The sequence below is a fragment of the Dehalococcoidales bacterium genome, assembly GCA_028717385.1.
Taxonomy (GTDB): Bacteria; Chloroflexota; Dehalococcoidia; order Dehalococcoidales; family CSSed11-197; genus CSSed11-197.
On record JAQUNW010000001.1, the window covers coordinates 89048 to 113070 of the forward strand.

25 protein-coding genes are annotated in these 24023 nt (G+C 44.0%); 17 read left to right on the plus strand and 8 right to left on the minus strand.

The window, feature by feature from the left end; genetic code table 11:
- Nucleotides 1–63: 63 nt before the first annotated feature.
- The 3 genes from rdgB to PHX29_00480 are packed head-to-tail and all read right to left on the minus strand — an operon-like array spanning nt 64 to nt 2310.
- On the minus strand, nt 64–660 hold the full coding sequence (rdgB, locus tag PHX29_00470) for an RdgB/HAM1 family non-canonical purine NTP pyrophosphatase (protein MDD5604389.1): 597 nt from the start codon (nt 658–660) through the stop codon (nt 64–66).
- Between the two features lie 3 nt (nt 661–663).
- Nucleotides 664–1764, minus strand: coding sequence for a fructose-1,6-bisphosphate aldolase/phosphatase (fbp, locus tag PHX29_00475; protein ID MDD5604390.1), 1101 nt, complete (start codon nt 1762–1764; stop codon nt 664–666).
- Between the two features lie 9 nt (nt 1765–1773).
- Nucleotides 1774–2310: a cob(I)yrinic acid a,c-diamide adenosyltransferase gene (locus PHX29_00480; protein ID MDD5604391.1), complete on the minus strand. Its 537-nt coding sequence runs from the start codon at nt 2308–2310 to the stop codon at nt 1774–1776.
- 152 nt (nt 2311–2462) lie between these two features.
- On the opposite strand from PHX29_00480, the gene PHX29_00485 reads away from it, so the two are divergent.
- Together PHX29_00485 and PHX29_00490 are read left to right on the plus strand one after the other, a co-directional pair.
- A complete protein-coding gene (locus PHX29_00485) occupies nt 2463–3239 on the plus strand; it encodes a fumarylacetoacetate hydrolase family protein (GenBank protein ID MDD5604392.1) in 777 nt (258 codons plus the stop codon).
- A 144-nt stretch (nt 3240–3383) separates the two neighbouring features.
- Nucleotides 3384–4196: a Cof-type HAD-IIB family hydrolase gene (locus tag PHX29_00490; GenBank protein MDD5604393.1), complete on the plus strand. Its 813-nt coding sequence runs from the start codon at nt 3384–3386 to the stop codon at nt 4194–4196.
- Between the two features lie 43 nt (nt 4197–4239).
- Here the strand turns inward: PHX29_00490 and uvrC are convergent, their stop codons facing one another.
- Both uvrC and PHX29_00500 read right to left on the minus strand, forming a co-directional pair.
- Nucleotides 4240–6069 (minus strand): excinuclease ABC subunit UvrC, encoded by a 1830-nt coding sequence (uvrC, locus tag PHX29_00495; protein ID MDD5604394.1) that lies wholly within the window; start codon nt 6067–6069, stop codon nt 4240–4242.
- A gap of 134 nt (nt 6070–6203) precedes the next feature.
- Nucleotides 6204–6815, minus strand: a complete 612-nt coding sequence (locus tag PHX29_00500; GenBank protein ID MDD5604395.1) for a hypothetical protein — start codon at nt 6813–6815, stop codon at nt 6204–6206.
- A gap of 198 nt (nt 6816–7013) precedes the next feature.
- Here PHX29_00500 and xerD point away from each other — a divergent pair, with 198 nt between their 5' ends.
- From xerD to fusA, 6 genes are all read left to right on the plus strand, one after another.
- On the plus strand, nt 7014–7922 hold the full coding sequence (xerD, locus tag PHX29_00505; GenBank protein MDD5604396.1) for a site-specific tyrosine recombinase XerD: 909 nt from the start codon (nt 7014–7016) through the stop codon (nt 7920–7922).
- 28 nt (nt 7923–7950) lie between these two features.
- Nucleotides 7951–8196 (plus strand): hypothetical protein, encoded by a 246-nt coding sequence (locus tag PHX29_00510; GenBank protein ID MDD5604397.1) that lies wholly within the window; start codon nt 7951–7953, stop codon nt 8194–8196.
- A 7-nt stretch (nt 8197–8203) separates the two neighbouring features.
- Complete coding sequence (locus PHX29_00515) at nt 8204–8857, plus strand: protein-L-isoaspartate(D-aspartate) O-methyltransferase (GenBank protein ID MDD5604398.1); 654 nt, start codon at nt 8204–8206, stop codon at nt 8855–8857.
- Nucleotides 8839–9414, plus strand: coding sequence for a nitroreductase family protein (locus PHX29_00520; protein MDD5604399.1), 576 nt, complete (start codon nt 8839–8841; stop codon nt 9412–9414). Before PHX29_00515 ends, PHX29_00520 begins: the two co-directional genes overlap by 19 nt.
- A complete protein-coding gene (locus tag PHX29_00525; protein MDD5604400.1) occupies nt 9411–9962 on the plus strand; it encodes a stage II sporulation protein M in 552 nt (183 codons plus the stop codon). The genes PHX29_00520 and PHX29_00525 overlap by 4 nt, the downstream gene beginning before the upstream one ends.
- Nucleotides 9963–10099: 137 nt before the next feature.
- Nucleotides 10100–12166, plus strand: coding sequence for an elongation factor G (fusA, locus tag PHX29_00530; protein MDD5604401.1), 2067 nt, complete (start codon nt 10100–10102; stop codon nt 12164–12166).
- 35 nt (nt 12167–12201) lie between these two features.
- Here fusA and prmC read toward each other — a convergent pair whose 3' ends face one another.
- The 3 genes from prmC to PHX29_00545 form a co-directional block, all read right to left on the minus strand.
- Complete coding sequence (gene prmC, locus PHX29_00535; protein ID MDD5604402.1) at nt 12202–13032, minus strand: peptide chain release factor N(5)-glutamine methyltransferase; 831 nt, start codon at nt 13030–13032, stop codon at nt 12202–12204.
- The gene (gene prfA, locus PHX29_00540; GenBank protein MDD5604403.1) at nt 13029–14099 is read right to left on the minus strand and encodes a peptide chain release factor 1; all 1071 of its coding nucleotides are present in this window, start codon (nt 14097–14099) and stop codon (nt 13029–13031) included. Before prfA ends, prmC begins: the two co-directional genes overlap by 4 nt.
- Nucleotides 14100–14217: 118 nt before the next feature.
- Complete coding sequence (locus PHX29_00545; protein ID MDD5604404.1) at nt 14218–15249, minus strand: NDP-sugar synthase; 1032 nt, start codon at nt 15247–15249, stop codon at nt 14218–14220.
- A gap of 135 nt (nt 15250–15384) precedes the next feature.
- Here PHX29_00545 and mobB point away from each other — a divergent pair, with 135 nt between their 5' ends.
- The 9 genes from mobB (at nt 15385) to PHX29_00590 (ending at nt 23992) form a co-directional block, all read left to right on the plus strand.
- Complete coding sequence (mobB, locus tag PHX29_00550; protein MDD5604405.1) at nt 15385–16038, plus strand: molybdopterin-guanine dinucleotide biosynthesis protein B; 654 nt, start codon at nt 15385–15387, stop codon at nt 16036–16038.
- 102 nt (nt 16039–16140) lie between these two features.
- Nucleotides 16141–17409 (plus strand): peptidylprolyl isomerase, encoded by a 1269-nt coding sequence (locus tag PHX29_00555; GenBank protein MDD5604406.1) that lies wholly within the window; start codon nt 16141–16143, stop codon nt 17407–17409.
- Nucleotides 17410–17425: 16 nt separating this feature from the next.
- Nucleotides 17426–18724 (plus strand): homoserine dehydrogenase, encoded by a 1299-nt coding sequence (locus PHX29_00560; GenBank protein ID MDD5604407.1) that lies wholly within the window; start codon nt 17426–17428, stop codon nt 18722–18724.
- A 4-nt stretch (nt 18725–18728) separates the two neighbouring features.
- Nucleotides 18729–19781, plus strand: a complete 1053-nt coding sequence (gene thrC, locus PHX29_00565) for a threonine synthase (protein ID MDD5604408.1) — start codon at nt 18729–18731, stop codon at nt 19779–19781.
- A 24-nt stretch (nt 19782–19805) separates the two neighbouring features.
- Nucleotides 19806–20402, plus strand: a complete 597-nt coding sequence (locus PHX29_00570; GenBank protein ID MDD5604409.1) for a flavin reductase family protein — start codon at nt 19806–19808, stop codon at nt 20400–20402.
- Complete coding sequence (folE, locus tag PHX29_00575; protein MDD5604410.1) at nt 20403–20969, plus strand: GTP cyclohydrolase I FolE; 567 nt, start codon at nt 20403–20405, stop codon at nt 20967–20969.
- An 85-nt stretch (nt 20970–21054) separates the two neighbouring features.
- The gene (locus PHX29_00580; protein MDD5604411.1) at nt 21055–21588 is read left to right on the plus strand and encodes a hypothetical protein; all 534 of its coding nucleotides are present in this window, start codon (nt 21055–21057) and stop codon (nt 21586–21588) included.
- Between the two features lie 118 nt (nt 21589–21706).
- Nucleotides 21707–22177: a hypothetical protein gene (locus tag PHX29_00585; GenBank protein ID MDD5604412.1), complete on the plus strand. Its 471-nt coding sequence runs from the start codon at nt 21707–21709 to the stop codon at nt 22175–22177.
- A gap of 12 nt (nt 22178–22189) precedes the next feature.
- Entirely contained in the window at nt 22190–23992 is a 1803-nt protein-coding gene (locus PHX29_00590) for a DUF5671 domain-containing protein (protein MDD5604413.1), read from the plus strand.
- The last annotated feature ends 31 nt before the right edge of the window (nt 23993–24023 follow it).

The following is a 24023-nucleotide window of genomic DNA, read 5'->3' on the forward strand; positions in this document are numbered from 1 at the left end:
GCCGTGTAGTATACATCAATAAACCACCCCGGCTCAATAATTATTACATATTATATATTGAAATTAGCGAAAGCTATCAAGTAGATTTTTGGCTTTGGCGGTGGCCTTTCCCCGATGGCTGATTTGATTCTTGATGTCAACAGGGAGTTCGGCCATGGTCTTTCCCAGACTGGGGAAATAAAATATTGGGTCATAGCCGAAATTTTCAGACCCTGCTGGCTCGAACGCAATAACCCCTTCACACACTCCCTGGCAAGTCTCAATGCGTCCCAGAGGGGATGCGATTGCAATAACACATTTAAAACGAGCCGTTCTCTGTTCCAAGGGAACATCCTTCAAGCGTTCAAGCAATAGCACGTTTCTTTCAGCATCACTTATGCCGTCACCGCCAAACCTTGCCGACTTGATACCAGGCTCTCCCCCCAAGGCATCAACCTCGAGGCCGGAATCATCGGCAAGGGTTAACATCTTGCTCTGATTTGCTAAAAAACGCGCTTTGATAATGGCGTTCTCTTCATAGGTCAGGCCATCTTCGAGTGCTCTACTTTTGATACCAGCTTCCTTCGGGGAGATAAGCGCGAACGGAATACCAGCAAGCAATTCGCAAAGCTCCCGCAGCTTACCGGGGTTTCCGGTCGCAATCAGGAGCTTTGCGTACATTGTTTAGTCCTCCAAAACCTGGAATCGGTCTTTAAGCTTTTCCACAACTTGTGGCATAGTAGTATATTCCATTTCGTCTAATGGTAAGCGATGAGGTTCAAATGGTCCATGCTGGCGCATAATATCCGCCATATAGTTAGCTTCGCCTCGAGCATTTTCAAAAGATACATCATCAAACATATCCTTTGGACCTATTAATTGACCTTCTGCGAGTTGGAAACCAAGACAAGTCACCCGTGGAGGGCCGTCGAATCGCGAAGGAGTGGCATCTTGGACTGAAACCGGCATCAGAGGCCCCATATGTGAGCCTCTCATCCAGCCTTCCACAAAGAAGGGGTGTGAAAATGGCTCCAGAACTTCTCCAACTGCAGGGAAGTGCCCCTGAGCTCGAACTATGCAGACTGGATCGTCTTTTCCTACATAACGTCCTGCCATAAGAGACAGTTTTTGGGTCGACGAGGTGGCAGCAATTTCACCAGAATCACGGTGGTAAACAGATTTTATACAGAACCTGGATGGAGCCCCAATGAACACCAGAAGGTCGTATATTTCATCTGGGCAATTAAAGGTTACTTTTTTATGCTCTTTTACATCATGTACTTCAAAAGCAAAACCAGTATGCATATTACCAGCTATAACCAACCCAATGGTATTAAATGGATCGGCGAATATCTTGTAAAGAGGCATATTCCAGGCGCCGGATGAAGTCTTGTCTGCCATGAAAATAAGAATGCTTTCTGCACCCCTTTCCTCTATTTCCATTTCAGCCACACCAGGACCCATTCCTTTTATATTACCCGAAAAGGCATCGCATAAAAGATCCTGCCCGGCTCCATGCAGTTTTAATTTCTTCGCCACATCCGTGCAAGCTAGAAAAGTATCCCAGGAAAGTTTATGGATCAACTCACTTTCTTCACCGTGCGTATGGGTCATTATCAACTGCGCATCATCACCGCACTTGGTGACATGATAATCAATAATGGTTCCTTTCTGTTTGGCATGGTGCATGGCCTCTTCGGCCTTTGCTAAAACCTCTGGATGCGAATCACTATGGCCAACCCAGCCACCAATATCAGCCTTGATTACACTAAGGGTAACCTTCATTACTACCTCCTAGTAGTCAAGCCCTTTGCGGGCATTATTTCCCGTTGTATACAAATATTTTATCGCTTTCATTTCTGTCACGATATCTGCCATTTCGAACAGCCTTGGATCGGCATTTCGCCCGGTTAAAACTATCGAAACACCCGATGGGCACATTTTAATAATATTCTCCAGGTCTTCGAAATTAATCAGCCCACAATCAACGGCTGCATTTACCTCGTCCATGATAACAAAATCATATTCAGCATTGGATATAGCCGACTGGGCACAAGACAAAGCGAGTTGCGCTTGTTCGATATCACCATTGTGAATGCTGCCCTTTTTTACCCAGCCTGGTTGACCAAAACTTTTAATGGTTATTCCGTGAATTCCTTTAAGCGCCCTGACCTCTCCATGATCGTAACTGGAGCCTTTCATAAAAAGTACAAGCAATACACTCAAATTGTGGCCGGAAGCTCGAACAGCTGTACCAATTGCAGCACTAGTCTTGCCTTTACCGTCACCGGTATATACTATTATACTTCCCGAAGGGCTGGTTTTGGGCAAAAAATTTCTCCCGGGCGACTTCATCATGTCCGCAGCGCTTCAGTTTAACAACCTCAGTAAATCAATGTCAACAATTATACTATGTGTTCTTGTATTTGTTTGCAGAAGCTATTTGCCAATTTCTTGCGCAAAAGACTAGAATAAAAACCCATATGAAGATTATTCGCTGCAAACATGAAAACCAATTTATTTATGGCATTATCGAAGGTGATTCTGTAAGATTGCTCCATGGTACACCTTTTCCAGAACCTGTTTTAACTGACAAATATCTTGAAGTTAAAGATATTGAGCTTATAGCTCCATGTGAACCATCAAAAATCATCGCTATGGGCTTGAACTATCATTCGCACGCTCGGGAAATGGGGCAAAAGATTCCCAATTCTCCATTAACCTTTTTAAAACCCTCTACTTCGGTGATTGGTCACGAAGCTCATATCATATATCCATCTTCATCCGCCAGGGTTGATTTCGAAGGAGAATTGGCGGTAATAATAAAAAAACCTGCCTGGTCCGTTAGCCAGGATAAAGCCTATGAATATATTCTGGGATACTCCTGTTTTAATGATGTTACTGCGCGTGATCTTCAGCAGGTTGATAGCCAGTGGACCCGGGCGAAAGGATTCGATACATTTGCGGCGGTTGGCCCATGGATTGAAACTGATTTACAAGCTGACAGCCTTAACATAGAAACCTTTCTGAATAATGAAATCAAGCAAAAAGGCAACACCAGCGACCTTATATACTCTATACCTGAAATTATACATTTTATTTCCAATGTGATGACGTTAATGCCCGGAGATATCATTGCTACAGGTACTCCTGCCGGCATTGGTCCGATGAAGCCGGGGGATTGCGTGGAAGTTAAAATTGAAGGAATCGGGACACTCCGGAATTACATCGTAACGAATGGCTACAAAGGATATTCATAAAACGTTATAACTGGTACGCATGAATAATCAGCACATTGCTTAAAAGCATATTTCCCGGATTTATTCTACGGTTAAAAACATGCCACAAACGAAAAGGCTGGACATGATTTTGCCTAAATGGCGCAACCCCGGTTAAAATAAGGTATGAAATACAGAATGCTGGTTCTCGATGTTGATGGTACACTAGTCAACGCATACGGCAATATCAATACAAAAGATAAGCAAGCTATAAATCAAGCTGTAAAGAGCGGCGTAATCGTAGTGCTCTCTACTGGAAGGGTGGTGCTGGCTTGTGAGAGAATACTAAAAGAATTATGCTTGGATGGTTATCATATCTTCTTTGACGGAGCCTTAGTTTCCAATCCCCATACTAACGATATCGTCCACTCCAAGCCTATTCCAAAAGAAAAGGTGCTGGCTACAGTTGATTATTGTCGGGAAATATCTGCCTATCTCGAGCTTTATTCGCATTCTTCTTTTTATGCCGATAAAGCTAATTGGACTGATGAGATCCACCGCCTATTTTTTAATGTCAGTATCATGCTTGCAGACCTGGTCGAGGTGGGGGAAACTAAAGAGATCCTTAAAATGGAAACTATTGCAAGACATCCCAACGAATTCTCACTGGCTGAAAACTTGCAGGAAACTCTTAAAGACTCGTTACGTTTTTCTATAGCCAGATCCCCCGCTTTCCCTGGTGTTGATTTTTTTAATATTCTCGAACCGGATGTATCAAAAGGAAATGCTCTTAAAACATTATGCAATCATCTCGGAATTCCGCTCGAAGATACGGCAGCAATAGGGGACGGCCTTAACGACATTTCGCTTATGCAAACAGCCGGCTTGAGCATTGCAATGGGCAATGCCTTTCCAGAAGTAATAGCGGTTGCCGATCAGGTAACAACCCGCGTAGACGATGGTGGCGTAAGCCAGGCTATATATGATTATATTCTTTAACAACTAAACGTTAATAGAATTAACATACAGTATTTTACGTTTCCTATATTGCCATTTTAATCCTTCGTGCCAGTTCCGGAGAAATGCACTGTACTTTGGCAATCTGTTCCTGGCTCGCTTGCCTGATACCCTCGAGAGAACCAAATTGTTTGATTAAAGCCTTCTTACGCTTTGTTCCAATACCTTCAACTTTATCCAGCAGCGATTCAAAATGTTTTTTTTCTCGAACAACCCTGTGATATCCAATCGCAAATCGATGGGCTTCATCCCTGACTCTTTGCAGCAATTGCAAAACTTGGCTGTTTTTTGGCAAAACAACCGGGCTGGCGGAGTGAGTAGTAAAAATTTCTTCATTTTCTTTTGCCAGGCTGATAAACGATACCCTGTCAGCAATTTCACTGGAAATAACGTCAAGCACTGCACACAGCTGTCCTTTCCCACCATCAATTAAAACAAGATCCGGCAGTGTCTTCCATTCCGGATCAGCCGACAATTCCCCATGTTTAAATCTTCGGGAAATAACTTCTTTTAACATACTGTAATCATCAGGGCCTTCAACTGTTTTAATTCGAAAACGACGATAACGCGATGACGACGGTTTGCCCTGTTCAAACACTACCATACTTCCCACTGCCATTCTGCCTCCGAGGTTCGAGATATCGTACCCCTCGATTCGATGAGGAACACTATTTAAATTAAGCAGGTTTTTTAAATCGCCCAGTACTTCATTTTGTATTGCTCCATGGGAAACCAGTTTAAACCTGATACTTTCCAAACCTTGTTTTGCATTATTTGCCACCATATCGATCAATTCTTTCTTTGGTCCTTGCGCAGGCACTGTGATATTCACAGCATGTTGTGCTTTGGATTTTATCCAATTATTGATTACCAAACGATCTTCGATCGGGTGTTGAAGCAGGATCATCGGAGGAATAACCATCGCTGAGTCATAAAACTGTTTTACAAAACTGGTCATGACCTGGGAATCGGTTTCATACCTGGTATTAGCAAGAAAGAATCCTTCGCGACCGATGATTTTACCGGAACGAACGAAGAAAACCTGAACAAATGCTTCTTTCTCATCCCTGAAAAACGCAATCGCATCACGGTCTCCCCTTACACGTGTTGCCATTTCCTGATAGGTTAGTATCTTTTTAAGATTAGTAATCTTATCTCGTATAAGGGCGGCTTTTTCAAACTCTTCCTTGCCTGCTGCACGTTTCATTTCACGCTCAAGCTCCTTGATTACCGCATTGTGGCGACCTTCTAAAAATAACACCAGTTTATCTATCACGGCACGGTATTCATCACGAGTAGTTTTTCCAGAGCATGGCCCAAGGCAACGACCCATATCGTATTCCAGGCAAGGACGTGGTCTTTTACCATCTATAACATCACGGCAAGATCGGAAGGGAAATATCTTTTTGATTATTTTTAAAGTTCGTTTTACCGAAACTCCGTTCCCGTAAGGGCCAAAGTATCGAGCACCATCACTTTCAAGCCGACGTGTAATCATCACTCTTGGCCAATCCCGATCAGTATCAATTTTAATATAGGGAAAATTCTTATCATCTTTAAGAGCAATATTGTAATGAGGCCGGTACTGTTTGATAAAATTTAATTCGAGTACCAGTGCTTCTTCTTCAGTACTGGTGACAAAGTACTCGATGTCGTCAATATTGCTGAGAAGTTGTTGTGTTTTCTTGCTTTGTTTAGAATATGTGGTGAAATATGAACCAACCCTGTTGTGCAAACTGGATGCTTTCCCTACATAAATAATATTATTCTGACGATCCTTCATCAGATAAACCCCTGGGGACTCGGGGAAAAACTTTACCGTGGTCTTAAGCTCTTCCAATTTTTTTGTGTTCATATACCTATCATTATAACATAACTAGATTACATAATAATGTGTTACTTAATAAACTGGCGCTCAAAGCTACAATCGGTCATCAGCAAAGGTGTTGGATAATGCATTTGCTACAATATTACCAGCAGGAAAGAGCTTTAAAGGTTTTCAAGCTCTCGTATATTATATTCTGCTTCTTTTGCCTTAAATTTTATATCTTCCGACAGTTTGGCAGCCGAATTTGCTCCTGTGTTTATAGCGCTTATTGCATATAAGGCAAGCCGTGCAATTTCATTTGCTGCTTTAATGGCTCGTTCGGCTGCTTGTTCACCTGCCAACCGCACTTCATCGCCTTTTCTGGCTGCTTCTGCTGTTGCTTGCTCAAGAGCTTTTATAGCTTGTCTCGCACCTAAATCAGCTTCCTCGGCTTTGTTTGCTGCCATTTCCGATGCCTCGGTAGCAGCACGGGCTGTTTGTTCTGCTTTACGAGCGGCATCTCTGGCTGCTTCTGTCGCTATTTCTGCCGCTATTTCGCCAGCATCCCTGGCTTCCTGCGCCTGTTGGGTAGCGATACCAGCTGCTGAAGTTGCCGATTCAGCTGCGTTGATAGCATTTCTAGCTGCTTCTTCAGCCTTCCTGGCTGCTTCTGCTGCCGCCCGGATATTGGATTCCATTTCATCCAGTATCTGGGGAAGCGGAACGGATAAAATACGGTCTCGGGGCTGGCTGCTATCATCTACGTTTACTGCTGTCTCATTTTTTTTGCTCATCCCCTCATCTCCTTGTAGACCTCCGGACAGTTCTCCAGGCTATTCTAAACGCACATTTTGTTACGATTATTAGTATGAGCTACCTTTATGAAAGCGTCAACAGCTCTTTTTATTTGTTTTATCCCGCGACAAATGTTTAAATTATCTTTTTGTTATGTTAATATGTTACGAATCATCCTTGAATGAAGGCGGTAAATAGTGAAAGAAGATATAGACAGTTTTCTTAACTATCTAAAAGTAGAAAGAGGCTTTTCCGACAATACACTCCAGGCTTACAATAATGATTTACATCAGCTTGTTCAGTTTATTGAGCGTGATGCCCGATATCGTAATGTGATGCCATCCTGGCAAAACTTTGGTAAACATGGGCTTGCCGGTTATATGGTTGACCTCAAGGGTAGAGGATATGCGCAAACCACTCTTGCAAGGAAAATCGCAGCGACGAAATCCTTTTTTAACTTCATGGTTGGTGAAGGTAAACTGCCCGAAAATCCGACAGAAAATATATCTTCCCCAAAGGTCGGTAAATCCCTCCCGGATGCCATTACTCTGCCTGAAGTCAGAGAGTTGATTAACCAGCCATCTAAATCGAGCTCCCCGGAAGCTAAAAGAGACCGGGCTATGCTTGAGCTACTTTACGCTAGCGGCATGCGCGTTAGCGAACTCGTTGTTTTAAATGTAGATGATGTAGACATTCCAAACAATACCGTGCGCTGTTTCGGAAAAGGAAGAAAAGAACGCATTGTACCAGTTTATCCCCAAGCCGCCCAATCAGTATCCGTCTACCTTAAAGATGCAAGGCCATTAATGGTACGCAAGGACAGTGAACAAGCCTTATTCGTAAATCAGCGTGGTGAAAGACTGACTCGCCAGGGTCTCTGGCAAATTCTTAAGGCTTACGCCAAATCAGCCGGTTTAGGAAATCGGGTAACGCCACATACACTCAGGCATAGCTTTGCCACTCATATGCTAAGCGGAGGGGCTGATCTCAGGGCAGTACAGGAGATGCTCGGACATGCCAACATATCTACCACTCAGATTTATACACATGTTTCTTCAGAACATATTCGCCGGGCATACAATAATGCCCATCCAAGAGCCAAATAAATAAGTTGTTTAGAGGAATTGCTGTTATATGACACAAAAGTCAAAGAAAAGCCGGAAAATAAAAAGAATCCCGGTAAGGGTAATATCCCCACAAACCGCGGAAATGCCTTTGAACAAAACGGATGACTCTTCACCGGTGGAGGTTAAAAGCAATACTGTAAACTTTCCAATTGGGGATTATTCGTTGTCTACCGTTGTAAAAGAAATAAAACGTGCGGGTGTAATCACTGCTATCACACTGATTATTCTTGTAATTATGTATTTCATTCTTTAGGCTACCCATGATAAAAGGTGACAATTTTGAATCCAGGCGAGCTGAGATGGTAGCTAACCTTGAATCTCGCCTGCATAATCCCCAAGTTATAGCAGCCATATCCCGGGTTCCGCGCCACCTTTTTGTTCCATCTTATATTCGTGACTCTGCTTATGAAGATTCGCCTCTTCCAATTGGATATGGCCAAACAATTTCTCAGCCTTATATTGTGGCTTTAATGACGTCCGAGCTGGCCCTTAAGAAATATGATAAAGTGTTGGAAATTGGTACCGGCAGTGGATATCAGGCGGCAATTCTGGCAGAATTGACAGATAAGGTGTTTACAGTAGAACGAATTCCTGATATAGCCAAGCAGGCTGCAGAAAGACTTTCTATGCTAGGTTACAAAAATATTGAGGTCAAAATAGCTGCTGGCGAGCTAGGCTGGAAACAGGATGCCCCCTATGATGCCATTCTGGTTGCTGCGGCATCCCCCAATGTTCCAGATGTCTTAATTGATCAGTTGAAGGAAAATGGTCGCATGGTTATCCCGGTAGGAGATCGTCAGCAGCAAGAATTATTAAAAGTAACCAAGCGTAAAGGGGAAATAGAAATACATAATTTAGGGGGATGTAGATTCGTAGCTCTTATCGGTGAAGGAGCGTGGAAGGATCAAGAATGACCATGGACATCTTTAAAGCTATCAGCTCAAGGCGCAGCATTCGCCACTTTAAATCAGACCCAATTTCGCGAGAAAATATATTGAGAATTCTTGAAGCAGGCAGATGGGCTCCTTCCTGGAAAAACAGCCAATGTCCTCGTTTCGTTGCAATTGACGACAAAGCTGTAAAGCAACATATTTCTCAGACACTAATGCAAAATCGGGCTTATGATGGCGCGCTTACAGCGCCGCTACTTATCGTTGTATGTGCAGAACTCGGTCAAAGCGGCTATTCAGCTGGTGTTCCGGCTACCGACAAAGGTGATTGGTATATGTTTGATACTGCGCTTGCTGTTCAAAATATCCTTTTGGAGGCTTGGTCGCTCGGATTTGGCAGTGTGGTTATTGGTTATTTTAATGCATCCGCTGTCGCCAGTATTATTGACCTTCCAGAAGGCTTTACAGTTGTGAATCTGATAGCAATAGGGCGCCCTGACGAAACCCCGGGAATTCCGTCGAGAAAGCCATTTGAGCAGGTTTGTTTTCTAAATCGATTTGGGAATCAGTATCCATCATGATGAATTTTCCTCGCTGGCTGCTAATCTCAGCATTTATCTTTTTTTCTTGTATAATCATCGGCTTCCTTGCCCCCATTAATATTGATATCGAAAGTGTTGCGCCACTAGGTGATATCGCTGAAGACCTGGATTCCTTTTCTAGCCCAGTTGTATTTTTAATCATATTAATCAACAATTTGATCGCTATCAGCTTTGCTTTCTTTCTCAGTCCAGTGCTGTGCATTATTCCGCTCTTCTCGCTGGTGGTAAATGGCCTGATAATAGGCATCGTTGGTGGTATAGTGGTTGAACAGGAATCATTTCTATATTTGCTAGCCGGGATTCTGCCACATGGAATATTTGAAATACCCGCTCTCCTGATTGCACTTGCAGCAGCACTCAATTTTGGCTTTATCACATTGAGAGGGTTATTAAAAAAAGAAACAAGAAGTTTAATTCTTCCGGGATTTGTCACCAGTGCTAAATACCTGGCTATTTCTGCTGGCCTTCTGATTCCAGCGGCATTCATCGAAACCTTTGTTACACCGATATTATTGGGGGTTTTGTGATGCAGTTTGTCCAGCCCCTTTAAAATTATCTATAATATGAGAAAACAGGAGCAATAAATGCCAGATAGGAGAAATAATCAACAGCTCAACCTCAAGAGCAAATTTATAATCACTCAATAAAGAGAAAGGCAGGTAACATGAACCAGTACCACGCCGGAAGTATCAGAAATGTTGTAATTATGGGGCACGGCTCTGAGGGTAAGACCTCTCTTGTGGAGGCAATTTGTTTTAATAGCGGGGCAATCAACCGCCTCGGCAAAGTTGATAATGGTACGTCTGTTTCAGATTTCGATCCCGACGAAATCAAAAGAAAGCTCAGTATCAACCTCTCCCTTCTCCCAGTCGAATGGGAAGGAATAAAAATCAATTTCATCGATAGCCCTGGGTACCCTGATTTTTTAGGGGATGTAAAATCCGCCGCCAGAGTCTGCGAAGGAGCTGTAATAGTCCTGGCAGCCAATTCAGATGTTAAAACCGGTACTGAAATTGCATGGGATTTATCCAAAGAAGAAAACTTGAGCCGTATTTTCTTTGTTTCTAAAATGGAAAGAGAGAATGCTGATTTCTTTAAAGTAAAAGCCGAAATTCAGGAAAAATTCGGTAACAACTGCCTCCCTATACAAATACCGGTCGGCTCCCAGGCAGATTTCAAAGGTGTGATTGACCTCATCAGCGGAATTTGTTACACCGGCACCGAAAGAAACCAAACCGAAATTCCAGCAGAATTAAAAGACAGGGTAGCAGAAGAAAAAGAGAAATTGGTTGAGGCTATCGCTGAAACCGATGATGACCTTATAGAAAAATACCTGGCTGGCGAAACGATTTCCAGCGAGGCTCTTACTTTGGTACTGGTTAGAGCGATCAAATCAGGCGCTATTTCACCTATCATGTGTGGTTCCGGCCTGGCAAACATCGGAGCTATAGATTTAATGAACGCCATTAAGGATCTTTTACCTTCCCCAGAGGAAAGAGATATCAAGCTGGCGGAAACATCAACAATCAAAGAGCTGAAAGCGAATGAAACCGGTCCGCTGGCTGCTCTTGTCTTCAAAACCAGCGCTGATCCTTACGTAGGCAAGCTTTCCATGTTCCGCGTTTACTCCGGACACATCGATTCAAACTCTCAAGTTTGGAATGTCAACCAGGGCGCCAGCGAAAGAATCGGGCAGCTTTTTATACCCCGCGGGAAAAGTCAGGAATCGGTTCCCCATATAGCAGCTGGTGATATCGGTGCTGTTGCCAAACTGGCAGTTACAGCTACTGGGGATACTCTCGGAGATCAATCCAATCCGGCGATTCTTGAACCTGTAATATTCCCTTCACCATGCTATTCTGTTGCAGTTTACCCTCATAGCAAAGAGGATGTAGACAAGCTCGGTTCTTCTCTAGCCAGGATTGTTGAAGAAGATCCTACAATGAACGTTAGCCGAGATCCCGATACAGGTGAAACTATACTTTCCGGCCTTGGTGACACACAAGTCGAAGTCGCAGCAGAAAGAATGCACCGCAAGTTTGGAGTGGGAGTAGACCTTAAAACACCCAAGGTTGCTTATAAAGAAACCATATCTCATAAGGTTACTGCCGAACACAAGCACAAAAAACAATCTGGTGGTCATGGCCAATATGGGCATGTAATGATGGAACTTGAACCTTTACCCCGCGGCAGCGGCAATGAATTTGCCACACGCATCGTGGGCGGTTCGATCCCCAAAAACTACTTGCCTGCAGTTGAAAAAGGTGTCATGGAAGCGGTTAAGGAAGGTGTATTAGCTGGATGTCCGGTTGTGGATGTCAGAGCAACGGCTTATGATGGAAGCTTCCATCCGGTCGACTCCAGCGAAATCTGTTTTAAGATTGCCGGTTCCCAGGCATTCAAAAAAGGAATGACCGCAGCTAATCCTATACTTCTTGAGCCAATCATGAATCTGAAAGTTGTCATACCTGGTGATTACACCGGTGATGTAGTTGGAGATTTAAACACCAAGCGCGCAAGAGTAAATGGTATCACCCCCGAAGGAGATATGAACATTATTGAAGCACAGGTTCCACTTGCGGAAGTCAATCGTTATGCAATCGATTTAAAGTCAATCACCCAGGGTCGGGGCAAGTTCAGCTTGGAATTTGACCACTACGAAGAAGTGCCAGCACACCTCGCGCAAAAGATATCTGAAGAATCCCAGGTGGATAAAGAAGAAAGCAAATAGTTACGTCTTACCATTACCCTGCCAGCATACCGGTTTTACGGCAGGGTAATGGTAATCATACGGTTGATACCAGCAAAATCTTCGCTGACTTTTATACCAGCATCTGGAAGTTTACACTCAATAAAATCCTGGATTTCCCTGTCCTGATTTTCTCCGATCTCCAACAAGCAAATACACCCTTGTTTTATATACATCCCAACTTGTAACACCAGTCTTCTGATAACATTAAGCCCATCATACCCTCCATCAAGGGCAACAACCGGTTCCCCAGGTACATTGCGAACATCACTTTGTTTTACATAAGGTAAATTGGCGACGATTAAATCAACTGGCTCTGGCAATAATGTTAACAAGTCTCCAGTGATGAAATTGATCCTGTCCTCAACCTCGTGCAATATGGCATTTTTACGTGCAACTTGTATGCATCCGTTATTTATATCGATACCATATATCTTCGCTTGCGGAAGATTCTTAGCGAGTGATATCGCTATCGCACCACTGCCGGTACCCACATCACACACAACCGGATTTTTCAATTGCAGGCCAATTCTAATAGCTTCTTCAACAAGCATTTCTGTTTCCGGCCTTGGAATCAAGACTCTCGAGTCAACGTAAAAACCTAATCCATAAAATTCCCGATACCGTATGATATAATTCAGCGGCTCGTTTTGAAGCCGCCTATTTAAAAATTCCAGATACCGGGTGTATTCGTGGGAAGATATATTCTCGTATAAGGACGAGAATAAACCAGCCCGATTAATTTTCAATACATGGCGCAGAAGGACCTCGGCTTCCAGATCAGCTTCAGAAAAGTCTGCAAAGCGCAGTTTTTCCTTTCCTTCTCGCAGAGCTTCCGCCCGGTTCAAGACAATTCCGCCTCCAGCAACCTAGCCTGAAATTCGGTAGCCAGCGCATCCAGTAATTCGTCCAGGTTGCCCTCCATGATTTTTTCCAGATTATGAACGCTCAAACCAATTCGATGGTCAGTTAACCGATCTTGAGGAAAATTATATGTTCGTATCTTTTCCGCTCGTTCTCCTGTACCTACTTGCGAGCGCCGCTGTTCTGTAATTTCAGATTTCTGTTTACGCGTTTCCAAATCAAGCAGCTTTGCCCTCAATACCGACATTGCCTTGGTGCGGTTTTTCAACTGGGAGCGTTCATCCTGGCAAGTAACCACAATCCCGGTCGGGTAATGGGTTATGCGAACAGCGGTAGCAACCTTGTTTACATTCTGCCCACCGGCACCGCCACTGTGAAAAATATCTATCCTCAAGTCATTCTCACTAATATCAACTTCAACTTCTTCGGCTTCGGGTAAAACAGCAACTGTGGCAGTTGAGGTATGAATACGGCCCGATGATTCAGTTGTCGGTACGCGCTGCACCCTGTGTACACCGCTTTCATATTTTAAACGGCTGTATGCTCCCCGACCGTTTATTTCAAATACAACTTCTTTAATAGAACCAATAGATGTTTCGTTCATATCGATTATTTCGACGTTCCAGTTCCTGATCGCAGCATAGCGGCTATACATGCGAAACAAATCCCCGGCAAACAAACCTGCTTCATCTCCGCCTGTACCAGCGCGTATTTCCATAATAATATTTCGCTCATCATTGGGATCCTTCGGCATCAGATCCATTTTCAATTCATGTTCCAATTGTTGTCGTTTTTCTTCCAGATCTTCTATTTCAGCTTCAGCCATCTCCCTCAATTCTTCATCAATATCATCATCAAGTATTTGCCGCGCTTCTTGCATCTGGCGCAAGATTGCTTTCAAAGAACTGCATTTTTCTACAATTGGCTCCAGCGATGCTCGTTCCTGTGCAATTTTTTGCAACGCTTTAGGATTGGAGATAACCTCCCCATAGGTCATCTCCCGCTCCAGCTCGTTATAGCGCTCAACGATGTTTTCCAGTCTTTCTAACATTTATATCCTTCCGGTTAAATTCAAGCTCGACTAATTATATATTTTACAATGATTTGATGGTTTGAAAATAATGACAACGAGGGATTTGATTTTCAAGATTTTTACTGACTAACAACAGTTAATGGAGAACGGTGTTGGGATAAACCCGGCTGCCGGATGAAAGCACAACCTCACCTGATAGTTGTACGCGGCTACCCAATACTGCACCTTCTATTATACATCTAGGTCCAATATTACACTCATCCGCGATAATCGTATTTCGTATAATTGCACCTTGACCGATTGAGGATGTATTCCAAATAAGACTGTTTTGGATAACAGCTCCGGCTTCTATAGTTGTGTCATTTCCGATTACTACAGTCTGTTTCAAGCTAACGCCTTGTTCAATGGAAACATTGTCCCCCTGGTAGATTTGAGATGATGAGGCAGGTGTATACTGACAACTTTTCCCAGAGAGAAGATCGACATTAAGTTCAAAGTATTTTTCTGGAGTCCCAATATCTATCCAGTAATCATTAGTGGAATAAGCATACACCGGTTTGCCATCGGCGAGAAGAGCAGGAAAAAGTTGCTTTTCATAACTGAATTTGATACCTGTCGGAATCAATGCCAGCAGAGAAGGTTCCATTATAATCAGCCCAGCATTTATCATATTGGTAGTCACTTCTTCAGGGGAGGGCTTTTCTAAAAATCTTAAGACTTTGCCGGTGCCGTCTGTCTCTATGACGCCATAGCGGGTTGGATCGTCAACCGGAGTAAGAGCGATAGTAGCCAATGAGCCCTTGGACATATGGAATTTTTCCATCTGCAGAATATCAATATCGGTAAATACATCCCCATTGACGACCAAAAAAGTTTCATCCAAATACTCTTCAGCGTTCTTTATGCCTCCACCTGTTCCCAAAGGAGTCTTTTCTACAACATAATGCAGATTTACCCCAAACCGTTCTCCATTACCAAAATACTCCGGTATACTGTTTGCCAGATGCCCGGCTGACAACACAATTGAACTGATGCCGCAATGTTTAATCTTATTAATTAAATACTCAAGAAAGGGCTTATTTATGACAGGAACCATTGTTTTTGGTGTGGTGATAGTCAGCGGTTCCAGCCTGGTACCCAATCCTCCAATCAATATTATTGCTTTCATATCCTGTATACAATTCCTCAAGCAGCAATTTTACATTCAGTATATAATAACCATGGCTGAGAATACTAACCATTAACATTATCAGCCTGTTAAAAACACCTTGTTTTTAATAATATATCTGGCAGGAGGGTGACTGTGCCACCGATTATTACTATTGTAGGTCGTTCCAATTCTGGTAAGACCACGTTGGTCGAAAAGCTTGTTCGTGAACTAACTGGCAGGGGATATCGTATCGCCACCATCAAAGATTCTCACAAGCAACCCACGTTTGACGCAGAAGGCAAAGATAGCGCTCGACATGCAGCAGCTGGAAGCATTACTACGGCAATTAGAACGCAGACTCAAATTGTAATTATACATAATAAGAGTAACACAGAAGCCAGCTTGGATGAACTCGTCCGATTACTGGGTGAAGATGCAGACTTTATCATCGCCGAAGGTTTTAAATACGCCAATGCCCCCAAGATTGAAGTTCATCGGGCCGGCATGACCCTTCTGGAGAATCCGCAAGGCCTGATAGCAGTAGCTACTGATGAAAAATTGGATATTAAAGTACCCCAATTCGATATTAATGATTTTTCCGGAATTTGCGATCTGTTGGAAAAAGAATTCATCATCCCTAACCAGCATCGTATTGCGCTTTACATAAATAATACGCCTGTAGATCTCAAGGAATTCCCGGATGAAATCATAGAAAACGTAATTACAAATATGGTTCACAGCCTTAAAGGAGTAAACCATATTGAAAATATTGATATATCGATAAGAAAATCTGAAAATAAGAGTTAAGGTTCAGCTGCCGGTTCGAGTTACTTGCCTAAAGCAGTGTAGATACGTTATAAATATTAAGTTTATTATATTTACTTAACCGTTGAAAAAAGGTGGTCTGATTTGTCCAAGAAAAAACAAGACAAGCAAGAATGGAAACCCACAAAAAAACACCTATCAAATTTAAAAAAGGCTCAACGCAGGCAAAAAATTATTTTATTTTCTGGTATCAGCGTTATATGCCTGTCGGTCGTAATGGTTGTATTGGGGCTGGTGCTGCAGTGGTATATACCAAAAATTAAACCGCTTAAAGATGTAGTTCTTGAAGTGAATGGTACTGCGTTCAAGATGAACTACTACATAGATGCAGTAAAATACCAGACCAGTGGATATTCATCACAACTCGTGCCTTATTTCCTGGATCCGGTTGCAAATAACATTATCAATGGTGAACTTACCCGTCAATATGCCAACGAACTGGGTTACACAGTGAGCGACAGTGAAGTCGACGAGTATCTTGAAGAACAGGATATCAAGCCCAACGCAGCAATAAGAGATTATACTCATACTTATTTGCTTCAGAAAAAACTGATCGAAGAGCATTTCAAAACCCAACTTCCCGCAGAAACTGAATTGCGCGACGCTTTTGCCATATTCCTGGAAAGCCAAAGCCAGGTTATCGAAGTAATTGCACGCCTGGATAGCGGCGAGAGCTTTGAAGACATAGCCGAAGAGCTTTCTTTGGACGATGCAACCAAAAAAATATCCGGGGCTTTAGGCAAACATCCAGCAGGAGTGATTGCCTACAAGTACGGCAGTGAAGTGTTGGAAGAAGCTATCTTTACTGCAAATATAGGAACACATTCCATATACGACGAGGATAAAAACAAAGCAGTAGGTTATTGGCTTATCGAGGTGCTCGAGAGAAGCGAAGATAGCGAGAGCCCAGCTGCCAATGTCAGGGTAATGCTTTTGACAAGCGAAGAGGAAGCTATTTCTATCAGAGAGCGACTGGTAAACGGTGAGGATTTTGATGAACTTGCTGAGGAGTATTCAAAAATCTGGGACGACGAATCAGGTTCGCTGATTGAAGAAGTTGTACCAGAAGACATCAGCAGTGCATTCGATGATTATGTATTTGGTGATGATCTTTCGATGAACGAAATCTCGCAACCTATTCGGGATATTGAACAATCCACCAAAGGCGGTTATTGGCTGTATCAAGTTGCTTCAATAGAAACAGGGGCTATTTCCGAGGAAGATGCTGATACCCTGTCATACCTTGATCTTGAAGAATGGCTTAAGACTATAAGAGATAATTCAAACAATGTCATCAATAACCACCTTGACGAAGAAAAGAAAGCTTTCGCACTGGAGAAAATCACCGGCTAGAGAGGCGTAACTGTTCATGTATAAAGAGATAAACATTGGCCTTATTGGATTGGGAGTGATTGGCGGTCAAGTAGCCAAGGTTCTACAGGAAAAAGCCGGCGATCTCAGCCTTCAAGCCGGTACACCAATAAAGCTGCGTAAAATCAAGGTTTTGCCATCTGATCTGGAAAAGCCGCTGGTTAGACAATTTCCAGAAGAACTATTTACTACTAATGATGATGATTTTTTTAACGATAACTCCATTAAAATAATAATCGAGTTAATTGGAGGCGAAAGACCCGCTTACGATTACATTACCAGAGCTTTGCAAGGCGGCAAACATGTTGTGACAGCCAATAAAGAGGTAATAGCAAAACATGGGCTTAAACTGCGGGCGCTGGCACATGAACATGGTGCAAGTCTATATTATGAAGCATCAGTAGGAGGAGGCATCCCGCTTATTGCCCCCCTGGAAACCGATCTCAGGGCAAATTATATTAAAAGCATTTACGCTATCATTAACGGCACTACCAACTATATTCTTACTCGCATGAGTAAAGATGGAATTGAATTCGAGCGCGCTCTGGCAGATGCCCAAAAGCTTGGATATGCAGAAGCTAATCCTAAAAACGATATTGAGGGTATTGATGCTGCCTATAAAATAGCAATCATGGCAACATTGGCATTCCAGAGCGAAGTTCGTCCTGAAGAAGTCTACAACAAAGGGATTTCCAAGTTGGACTCCAGGGATTTTCGCTACGCCGGGGAATTGGGATACGAAATCAAATTGCTGGCAATTGCCAAACAGTATGATAACGCAATTGAAGCCAGAGTTCACCCGGCATTTATACATAAAGATTCAGTTCTGGCTGGAGTGAATGGCGTGTTCAATGCCGTTAGTATTGAAGGCGATTTGGTAGGCCAAGTAGTATTTACCGGACAGGGAGCTGGTCCGCTGGCAACGTCCAGCGCTGTAATTTCAGATGTACTGAGAGCTGCGGGGAACTATACCCTCGGCACCAGCACCAGCGCCATTAAGATAAATGCAGCAAAGGTTGTTCAGCCTATTGCTAATATCATCACCCGTTATTATCTGCGCCTTTCTATCCTGGACAGCACTGGGGTACTGGCTTCTATCGCCCGTGTCCTTGGTGCCCATAAAATCAGTATTGCATCGGTAATCCAGAAAGAAACCGATACTCTGAGTCAAACCGCAGAGATTGTTATAATGACTCATCCAGCAGCCGGCCGTGCGGTTGATGCTGCTATAAGCGAGCTTTCAATGCTACAAGTAGTTAAAGAAATAAATAATGTAATTAGAGTTGAGGAACAATAAAGAAGTGACAACAGGAGTTTTATATAATTACGCTGACTATCTGCCAATTACCGCTAAAACGCCTCTCTTTTCCCTAGGCGAGGGCTCAACACCACTCGTACGCTCAAAGAGATTGGAAAAGGAACTAAGTATTGGAGAGTTGTATTTCAAACTGGAAGGCTGCAATCCAACGGGTTCCTTTAAAGACCGGGGAATGGTAGTAGCTATAGCTAAAGCTATTGAAGAGGGCTCCAAAGCAGTAATTTGTGCATCCACTGGCAACACCTCTGCTTCGGCAACCGCATACGCTTCAGCAATGGGTTTGAAATCTATAATTATTATCCCAGGCGGTAAAATCGCCTTGGGCAAATTGGCACAGGCAATTGCCTACGGTGCTGAAATCATAGCTATCGATGGGAATTTTGACCAAGCACTGCAATTGGTTAGAGACACCGCTGCCACCCATCCGGTTAGTGTGGTAAATTCCATCAACCCCAACCGTATTGAAGGTCAAAAAACTGCTGCATTTGAAATTATAGACTCTCTGGGGCAGGCACCTGATTATTTATTTATTCCAGTCGGTAATGCTGGCAATATTACCGCATACTGGAAAGGTTTTACGGAGTATTATAAATTAGGCATGAGCTTGCATTGCCCAAAGATGATGGGGTTTCAAGCTGAAGGAGCGGCACCTATCGTGCTTGGCAAACCCGTAGAATATCCGGAAACTGTTGCCACAGCGATCCGTATCGGCAATCCGGCCAGCTGGCAAAAGGCTACCGCTGCCCGCGATGAGTCTGGAGGAATCATTGACATGGTCAGCGATGCCGAGATTCTCAAAGCTTGGAAGCTGCTGGCAAGCAAAGAAGGAGTATTTGGCGAACCCGCCTCAGCAGCCCCACTAGCCGGTGTGATTAAGCTGCGAAGCGAAGGGCATGATTTTTCAAACAAGAGCATTGTATGTATCGTTACCGGCAACGGTTTAAAAGATGCGGACATCGCTATTAAACAAGCCCCGACTATCAAACCAATCCCTCCAGAGCTTTCCGCTGTTGAAGAAGCTCTGGGCTGGACATAGACTATCTCCAACGGGGGATTAATTATGCAAAAAGTCTCAAGAACTGATATCGGGAAATTCTCACATTTTTTCCCTTTTTCGGCTACTATTGTGACATCCCACTTCAAAGGAAGAGATAATGCCATGGCAGTTGCCTGGCACATGCCTATTAGCGCTGTACCACCATTATACGGAGTTGGGATTTCTTCGGATAAACTGAGCCACGAGTTCATCAGCAAAACCGGAGAATTTGGTGTTAATTTTATGCCTTTTGAAGCCGTTGAACTGGTTGCAGCCACCGGCGGTCCTTCTGGTCGTAAAATTGACAAATTCAAAGCGTTCGATCTAAAAAAACATCCCTCAATTGTAACCAATGCACCTATCCTTTCGGATGCTTACGCTTCATTCGAATGTATAGTCGAAGATCAGGCGATATATGGAGATCACACGTTGTTTATAGGCAAGGTAGTTGCTTTGCACCACGCGCCGGAAGCATATGACGAAAGAGGACACCTCAACTTAAACCTGTTTAAACCGACATTGTACCTGGGTGGGGATGACTACATCCAGATCAAGAACTTTGATACTCTCCATCTTGGAAGATCAGATACTGCAGAAAAGGTAGCTAAAAGGAATACTTAAATGGATAAAGATGCAATTAAAAACGCAGTTACCACTATTATAAACGCCATCGGAGATGACCCGGGCAGGGAAGGTTTGGTAGACACTCCACGCCGCCTGGCGGACATGTATGAAGAACTTTTCAGCGGAATGAATGAAGATCCGGAAGCAGTACTCAGTGTAGGCTACGAAATCGGTTACCGGGAGATGATAATTCTTAAAGACATCCCGTTTTATTCGATGTGCGAACACCATTTCCTTCCTTTTTTTGGGGTAGTTCACATTGGTTATATTCCAGATGCCGAAGGCCGAGTTGTGGGTATTTCCAAGTTGGCCAGGGTTGTAGAAATCATTGCCAAACGCCCACAAATACAAGAGCGTATGGCTACCACTATTGCCAATACAATCGAAAAAGGCCTGCATGCCGAAGGCGTTGCAGTAGTAATCGAAGCGGAACATATGTGTATGACCATGCGTGGTATCAAAAAGCCGGGGTCAAATGTTGTTACCTCTGCTCTGCGCGGCTCATTCAGAAAACGCCACGCCAGCCGTGCCGAATTCCTGGAACTAATCAGCAAAAAGCGGTAAGCCAGTCAGCTTCCTGTCCTTAATTCCCAATCGCGTTTTCTTGTAACGCAAACAACGGTCGAACTGTTTAAGCAAGGAGTATACAATGAATATTCAACAGGTTGGCTTGCTTGTTTTAATGGTCATCGGCGGTATCGCAGTTCTTGGCAGCTATGTTTTCGGCGTTAAAAACCAGGCTGGGGGTACCAGCCTTTTGTGGGGAGGAATTCCCCAGGCCATCCGGCCGGTTTATACTGTCTCCATGCTCGTGGCTGCTACCGGATATTTTTTTGTTATTTATCACGTATTGTTTAACCTGCAACCTTCTGCAGTTAAAATTTTTGAGTCGCTGGACTACAACGTATTTTTTGTTGTACTTGCCCTTATTCTTATTCCTTCAGCTCTTTGGATGCCGCTTACTTCCGTTTACGTAAAATCTCGCTCCACCACTTTGAAATTTTCTATACGGATCGTGCTGGCAGTGGTAGGAATTGCTTCCATTGCAATGGCCTGGGCTCTTATAACCCTACAGCCACAGTCAGAAGGAGTTTTCAGATATCTCGCGATCTATGGCTCCATATATTTTGCTTTTCACACTGCTGTACTGGATGGCGTTGTCTGGTCAGTTCTGATGCCTTAGTATCTATTGTAACAGGACTGGTGGCGGGCTAGAATAATAACAGGAATTCCCTGACTTAAATACAACCATCCCGGCTCAGGTACCCGGTAATCGTCCAGGAAGGACAAGGAGAGGCCATATGGAAACATCCAGCAAAGTTCTGATAGCATTTGGAATAATTCTTGCCGTGCTGGTTATTGGTGTAACCGCCCTGGTGTTTCTCGCCGGTAACGGAGAAACCGAGCTGCTGCCTGAAGATACTCCGGAAGGAACGGTTCAGCGCTACCTGATCGCTATCCATGAAAGCCATTATCAGGACGCATATGCGTACCTCAAATTTCCAGCCGATGACCGGGTCGAATCTTATGAGGACTGGATGCGCATGTCGTTCGGCTGGCCGGATCCTTACCACCAGCGCACCTGGAAAGCTTCCCTTGGTGAATCTGAAATCACTACAAACAAAGCTACTGTTGGAGTGGTTATCGATACTTTCCGCCCGGGAGGCGTATTCGAAGACCCGGTAAACAGCCAAAATCTTCTCTTTTCGCTTCAATATGAAAATGGCAAATGGTTTATTACTTCACCGATTTATATCTACTGGATTTATTAGGGAGGTAATCATATGATTCTATCTCTGGCCACGCTTCTGATTCCCATCCTGATAATATTAGCCATTGTAATGGCGGTCCGCTCAAAAGGTGCTCCGGTTTCCGGCATGGAAGGGGTTTCTATGGCGCGGCATGTATGGCTCTATCTGCTGACGCTGATTTCATTAGGTATACTGGCAGCCGGGGTAGGCCAGTTGCTCACCCTTTTGTTTGATGTAACTATCAGAAGTTCCTATATTTCTTCTATTGGCAACCGTCCATTTGACCTGGAAAGGCTCGCGCTTGGCCTTGCCATGATGCTTATCAGCGGCCCCTTATGGTTTTTGTTCTGGAACGGGGCGCGTCGCCGGATTATACAAAACCCAGCCGAGGGCGACTCGATAATCCGCAAACTGTTTCTTTCCCTGGTGATTCTGGTAGCTGCTTTAATCTTCCTCCCAACTCTTGCCAGTGTTTTCCGTTGGCTATTATCCGGAGCAAAGGCAGAAAGTTTTTCTTCCTCCAATCTGGCAACTGTCATCGTAACTGGCATTATCTGGTTTTATCACTGGCGCGTATCAAAACGTGAAGGATTTTCATCTCCCGCAGCCAGGACTATCCAGAGGTGGTACATATATATTCTTTCCGGTTTCGGCCTCGTGTGGCTGGCTTCTGGCACTATAGTGTTTGTCACTGTAGCGGCGGAGAGCCTGCCATTCTGGAAAGACAGCTTTATCGGCAGCTCTTTCTGGAATGATGCCATTATTACCGCCATTACCCAGATAGTTCTCGGTGGAGCAACCTGGTACTTCCACTGGTTCCGGATGGCAAAAGCAGATGTCGAATCCGCCCTTCGCCAGGTATATTTCTACCTGCTTGCCATCACCGGTGGAGCAGTGCTGACACTAGTTGCCGCAACATTATTCTTCTATAAAACCTTTTACTGGTTTTTTGGAGCCGCTAACGTATCAGCCGGAGAACATTTCCAGTTTCTTTGCTGGACAGTGCCTTCTATATTGGTAGGAATCGCCATCTGGCTTTACCACCGGTCCCTGGCTCAGGAAGAAGCAGGCAAGGCCGAAGAAAAACGCGAATCCGCCCGGCGTGTTTATATATATCTCGTGAACTTCCTCGGGCTGGGAACCTCGGTGGCAGGGGTGGTTATGCTCTTCGGCATATTGCTCTCATTTATTATCAATGCCTTGTCCACTTCGCTCACACCAGCCCCCGGCTGGTGGCGGGATCAGCTGGCCATAAGCCTGGCACTTCTGCTGGTTGGCTTGCCCTTGCTGTTGTACTACTGGAATATCGCCCTCAAGCGGGCTCACATTGAAGCACTGGTAGAGTGGCGTTCGCTTGCCCGGCGGATTTTTCTGTATACTGCTATCGGTATCGCCATTATCGCCCTCACTGCTGGTCTGGTAAATATCGTTTACCAGTTAATCAGCGGTGTGCTCGATTCAACATCATCGGTGAATATCCTGCGTAATTCCCGGTGGAGCCTACAGGCAATTCTTGCGGCTGCACCTGTACTCATCTATTTCTGGCAGGTTTTAAAATCAGACCAGCGCCGAGGCTCCGAAACCGTCCTCGCCCAAAAAGAAGTAACCCTGCTTGCATTCGACCCGGGGCGTAACCTTTCACAGGCGCTCCAGAAACAACTCGGGTATAAAATACATCTGCTTCAACTGGAAGCCGGGCCATATGAAACTGTGCCCCGGTTAACCGAGGAAGGAATAGCGCTACTATCCCTGGATATACAATCTTCCCTTGGTGATAAATTAATGGTTGTTGTTACGGGTGATAAAACACAAATTCTCCCTTACCGGGCAGATTAACTCATAGCTCGCATAAACAATTAAAGGCGGG

Excerpts from the sequence above, each read along its gene's own strand:
- rdgB (MDD5604389.1), bottom strand. The coding sequence starts at position 660 with ATGTACGCAAAGCTCCTGATTGCGACCGGAAACCCCGGTAAGCTGCGG.
- PHX29_00560 (MDD5604407.1), top strand. The coding sequence starts at position 17,426 with ATGTATAAAGAGATAAACATTGGCCTTATTGGATTGGGAGTGATTGGC.
- uvrC (MDD5604394.1), bottom strand. The coding sequence starts at position 6,069 with ATGAACACAAAAAAATTGGAAGAGCTTAAGACCACGGTAAAGTTTTTC.
- folE (MDD5604410.1), top strand. The coding sequence starts at position 20,403 with ATGGATAAAGATGCAATTAAAAACGCAGTTACCACTATTATAAACGCC.
- PHX29_00510 (MDD5604397.1), top strand. The coding sequence starts at position 7,951 with ATGACACAAAAGTCAAAGAAAAGCCGGAAAATAAAAAGAATCCCGGTA.
- fusA (MDD5604401.1), top strand. The coding sequence starts at position 10,100 with ATGAACCAGTACCACGCCGGAAGTATCAGAAATGTTGTAATTATGGGG.
- PHX29_00545 (MDD5604404.1), bottom strand. The coding sequence starts at position 15,249 with ATGAAAGCAATAATATTGATTGGAGGATTGGGTACCAGGCTGGAACCG.
- fbp (MDD5604390.1), bottom strand. The coding sequence starts at position 1,764 with ATGAAGGTTACCCTTAGTGTAATCAAGGCTGATATTGGTGGCTGGGTT.
- PHX29_00515 (MDD5604398.1), top strand. The coding sequence starts at position 8,204 with ATGATAAAAGGTGACAATTTTGAATCCAGGCGAGCTGAGATGGTAGCT.
- PHX29_00580 (MDD5604411.1), top strand. The coding sequence starts at position 21,055 with ATGAATATTCAACAGGTTGGCTTGCTTGTTTTAATGGTCATCGGCGGT.
- PHX29_00585 (MDD5604412.1), top strand. The coding sequence starts at position 21,707 with ATGGAAACATCCAGCAAAGTTCTGATAGCATTTGGAATAATTCTTGCC.
- PHX29_00590 (MDD5604413.1), top strand. The coding sequence starts at position 22,190 with ATGATTCTATCTCTGGCCACGCTTCTGATTCCCATCCTGATAATATTA.
- PHX29_00490 (MDD5604393.1), top strand. The coding sequence starts at position 3,384 with ATGAAATACAGAATGCTGGTTCTCGATGTTGATGGTACACTAGTCAAC.
- PHX29_00500 (MDD5604395.1), bottom strand. The coding sequence starts at position 6,815 with ATGAGCAAAAAAAATGAGACAGCAGTAAACGTAGATGATAGCAGCCAG.
- PHX29_00485 (MDD5604392.1), top strand. The coding sequence starts at position 2,463 with ATGAAGATTATTCGCTGCAAACATGAAAACCAATTTATTTATGGCATT.
- prfA (MDD5604403.1), bottom strand. The coding sequence starts at position 14,099 with ATGTTAGAAAGACTGGAAAACATCGTTGAGCGCTATAACGAGCTGGAG.
- PHX29_00570 (MDD5604409.1), top strand. The coding sequence starts at position 19,806 with ATGCAAAAAGTCTCAAGAACTGATATCGGGAAATTCTCACATTTTTTC.
- PHX29_00525 (MDD5604400.1), top strand. The coding sequence starts at position 9,411 with ATGATGAATTTTCCTCGCTGGCTGCTAATCTCAGCATTTATCTTTTTT.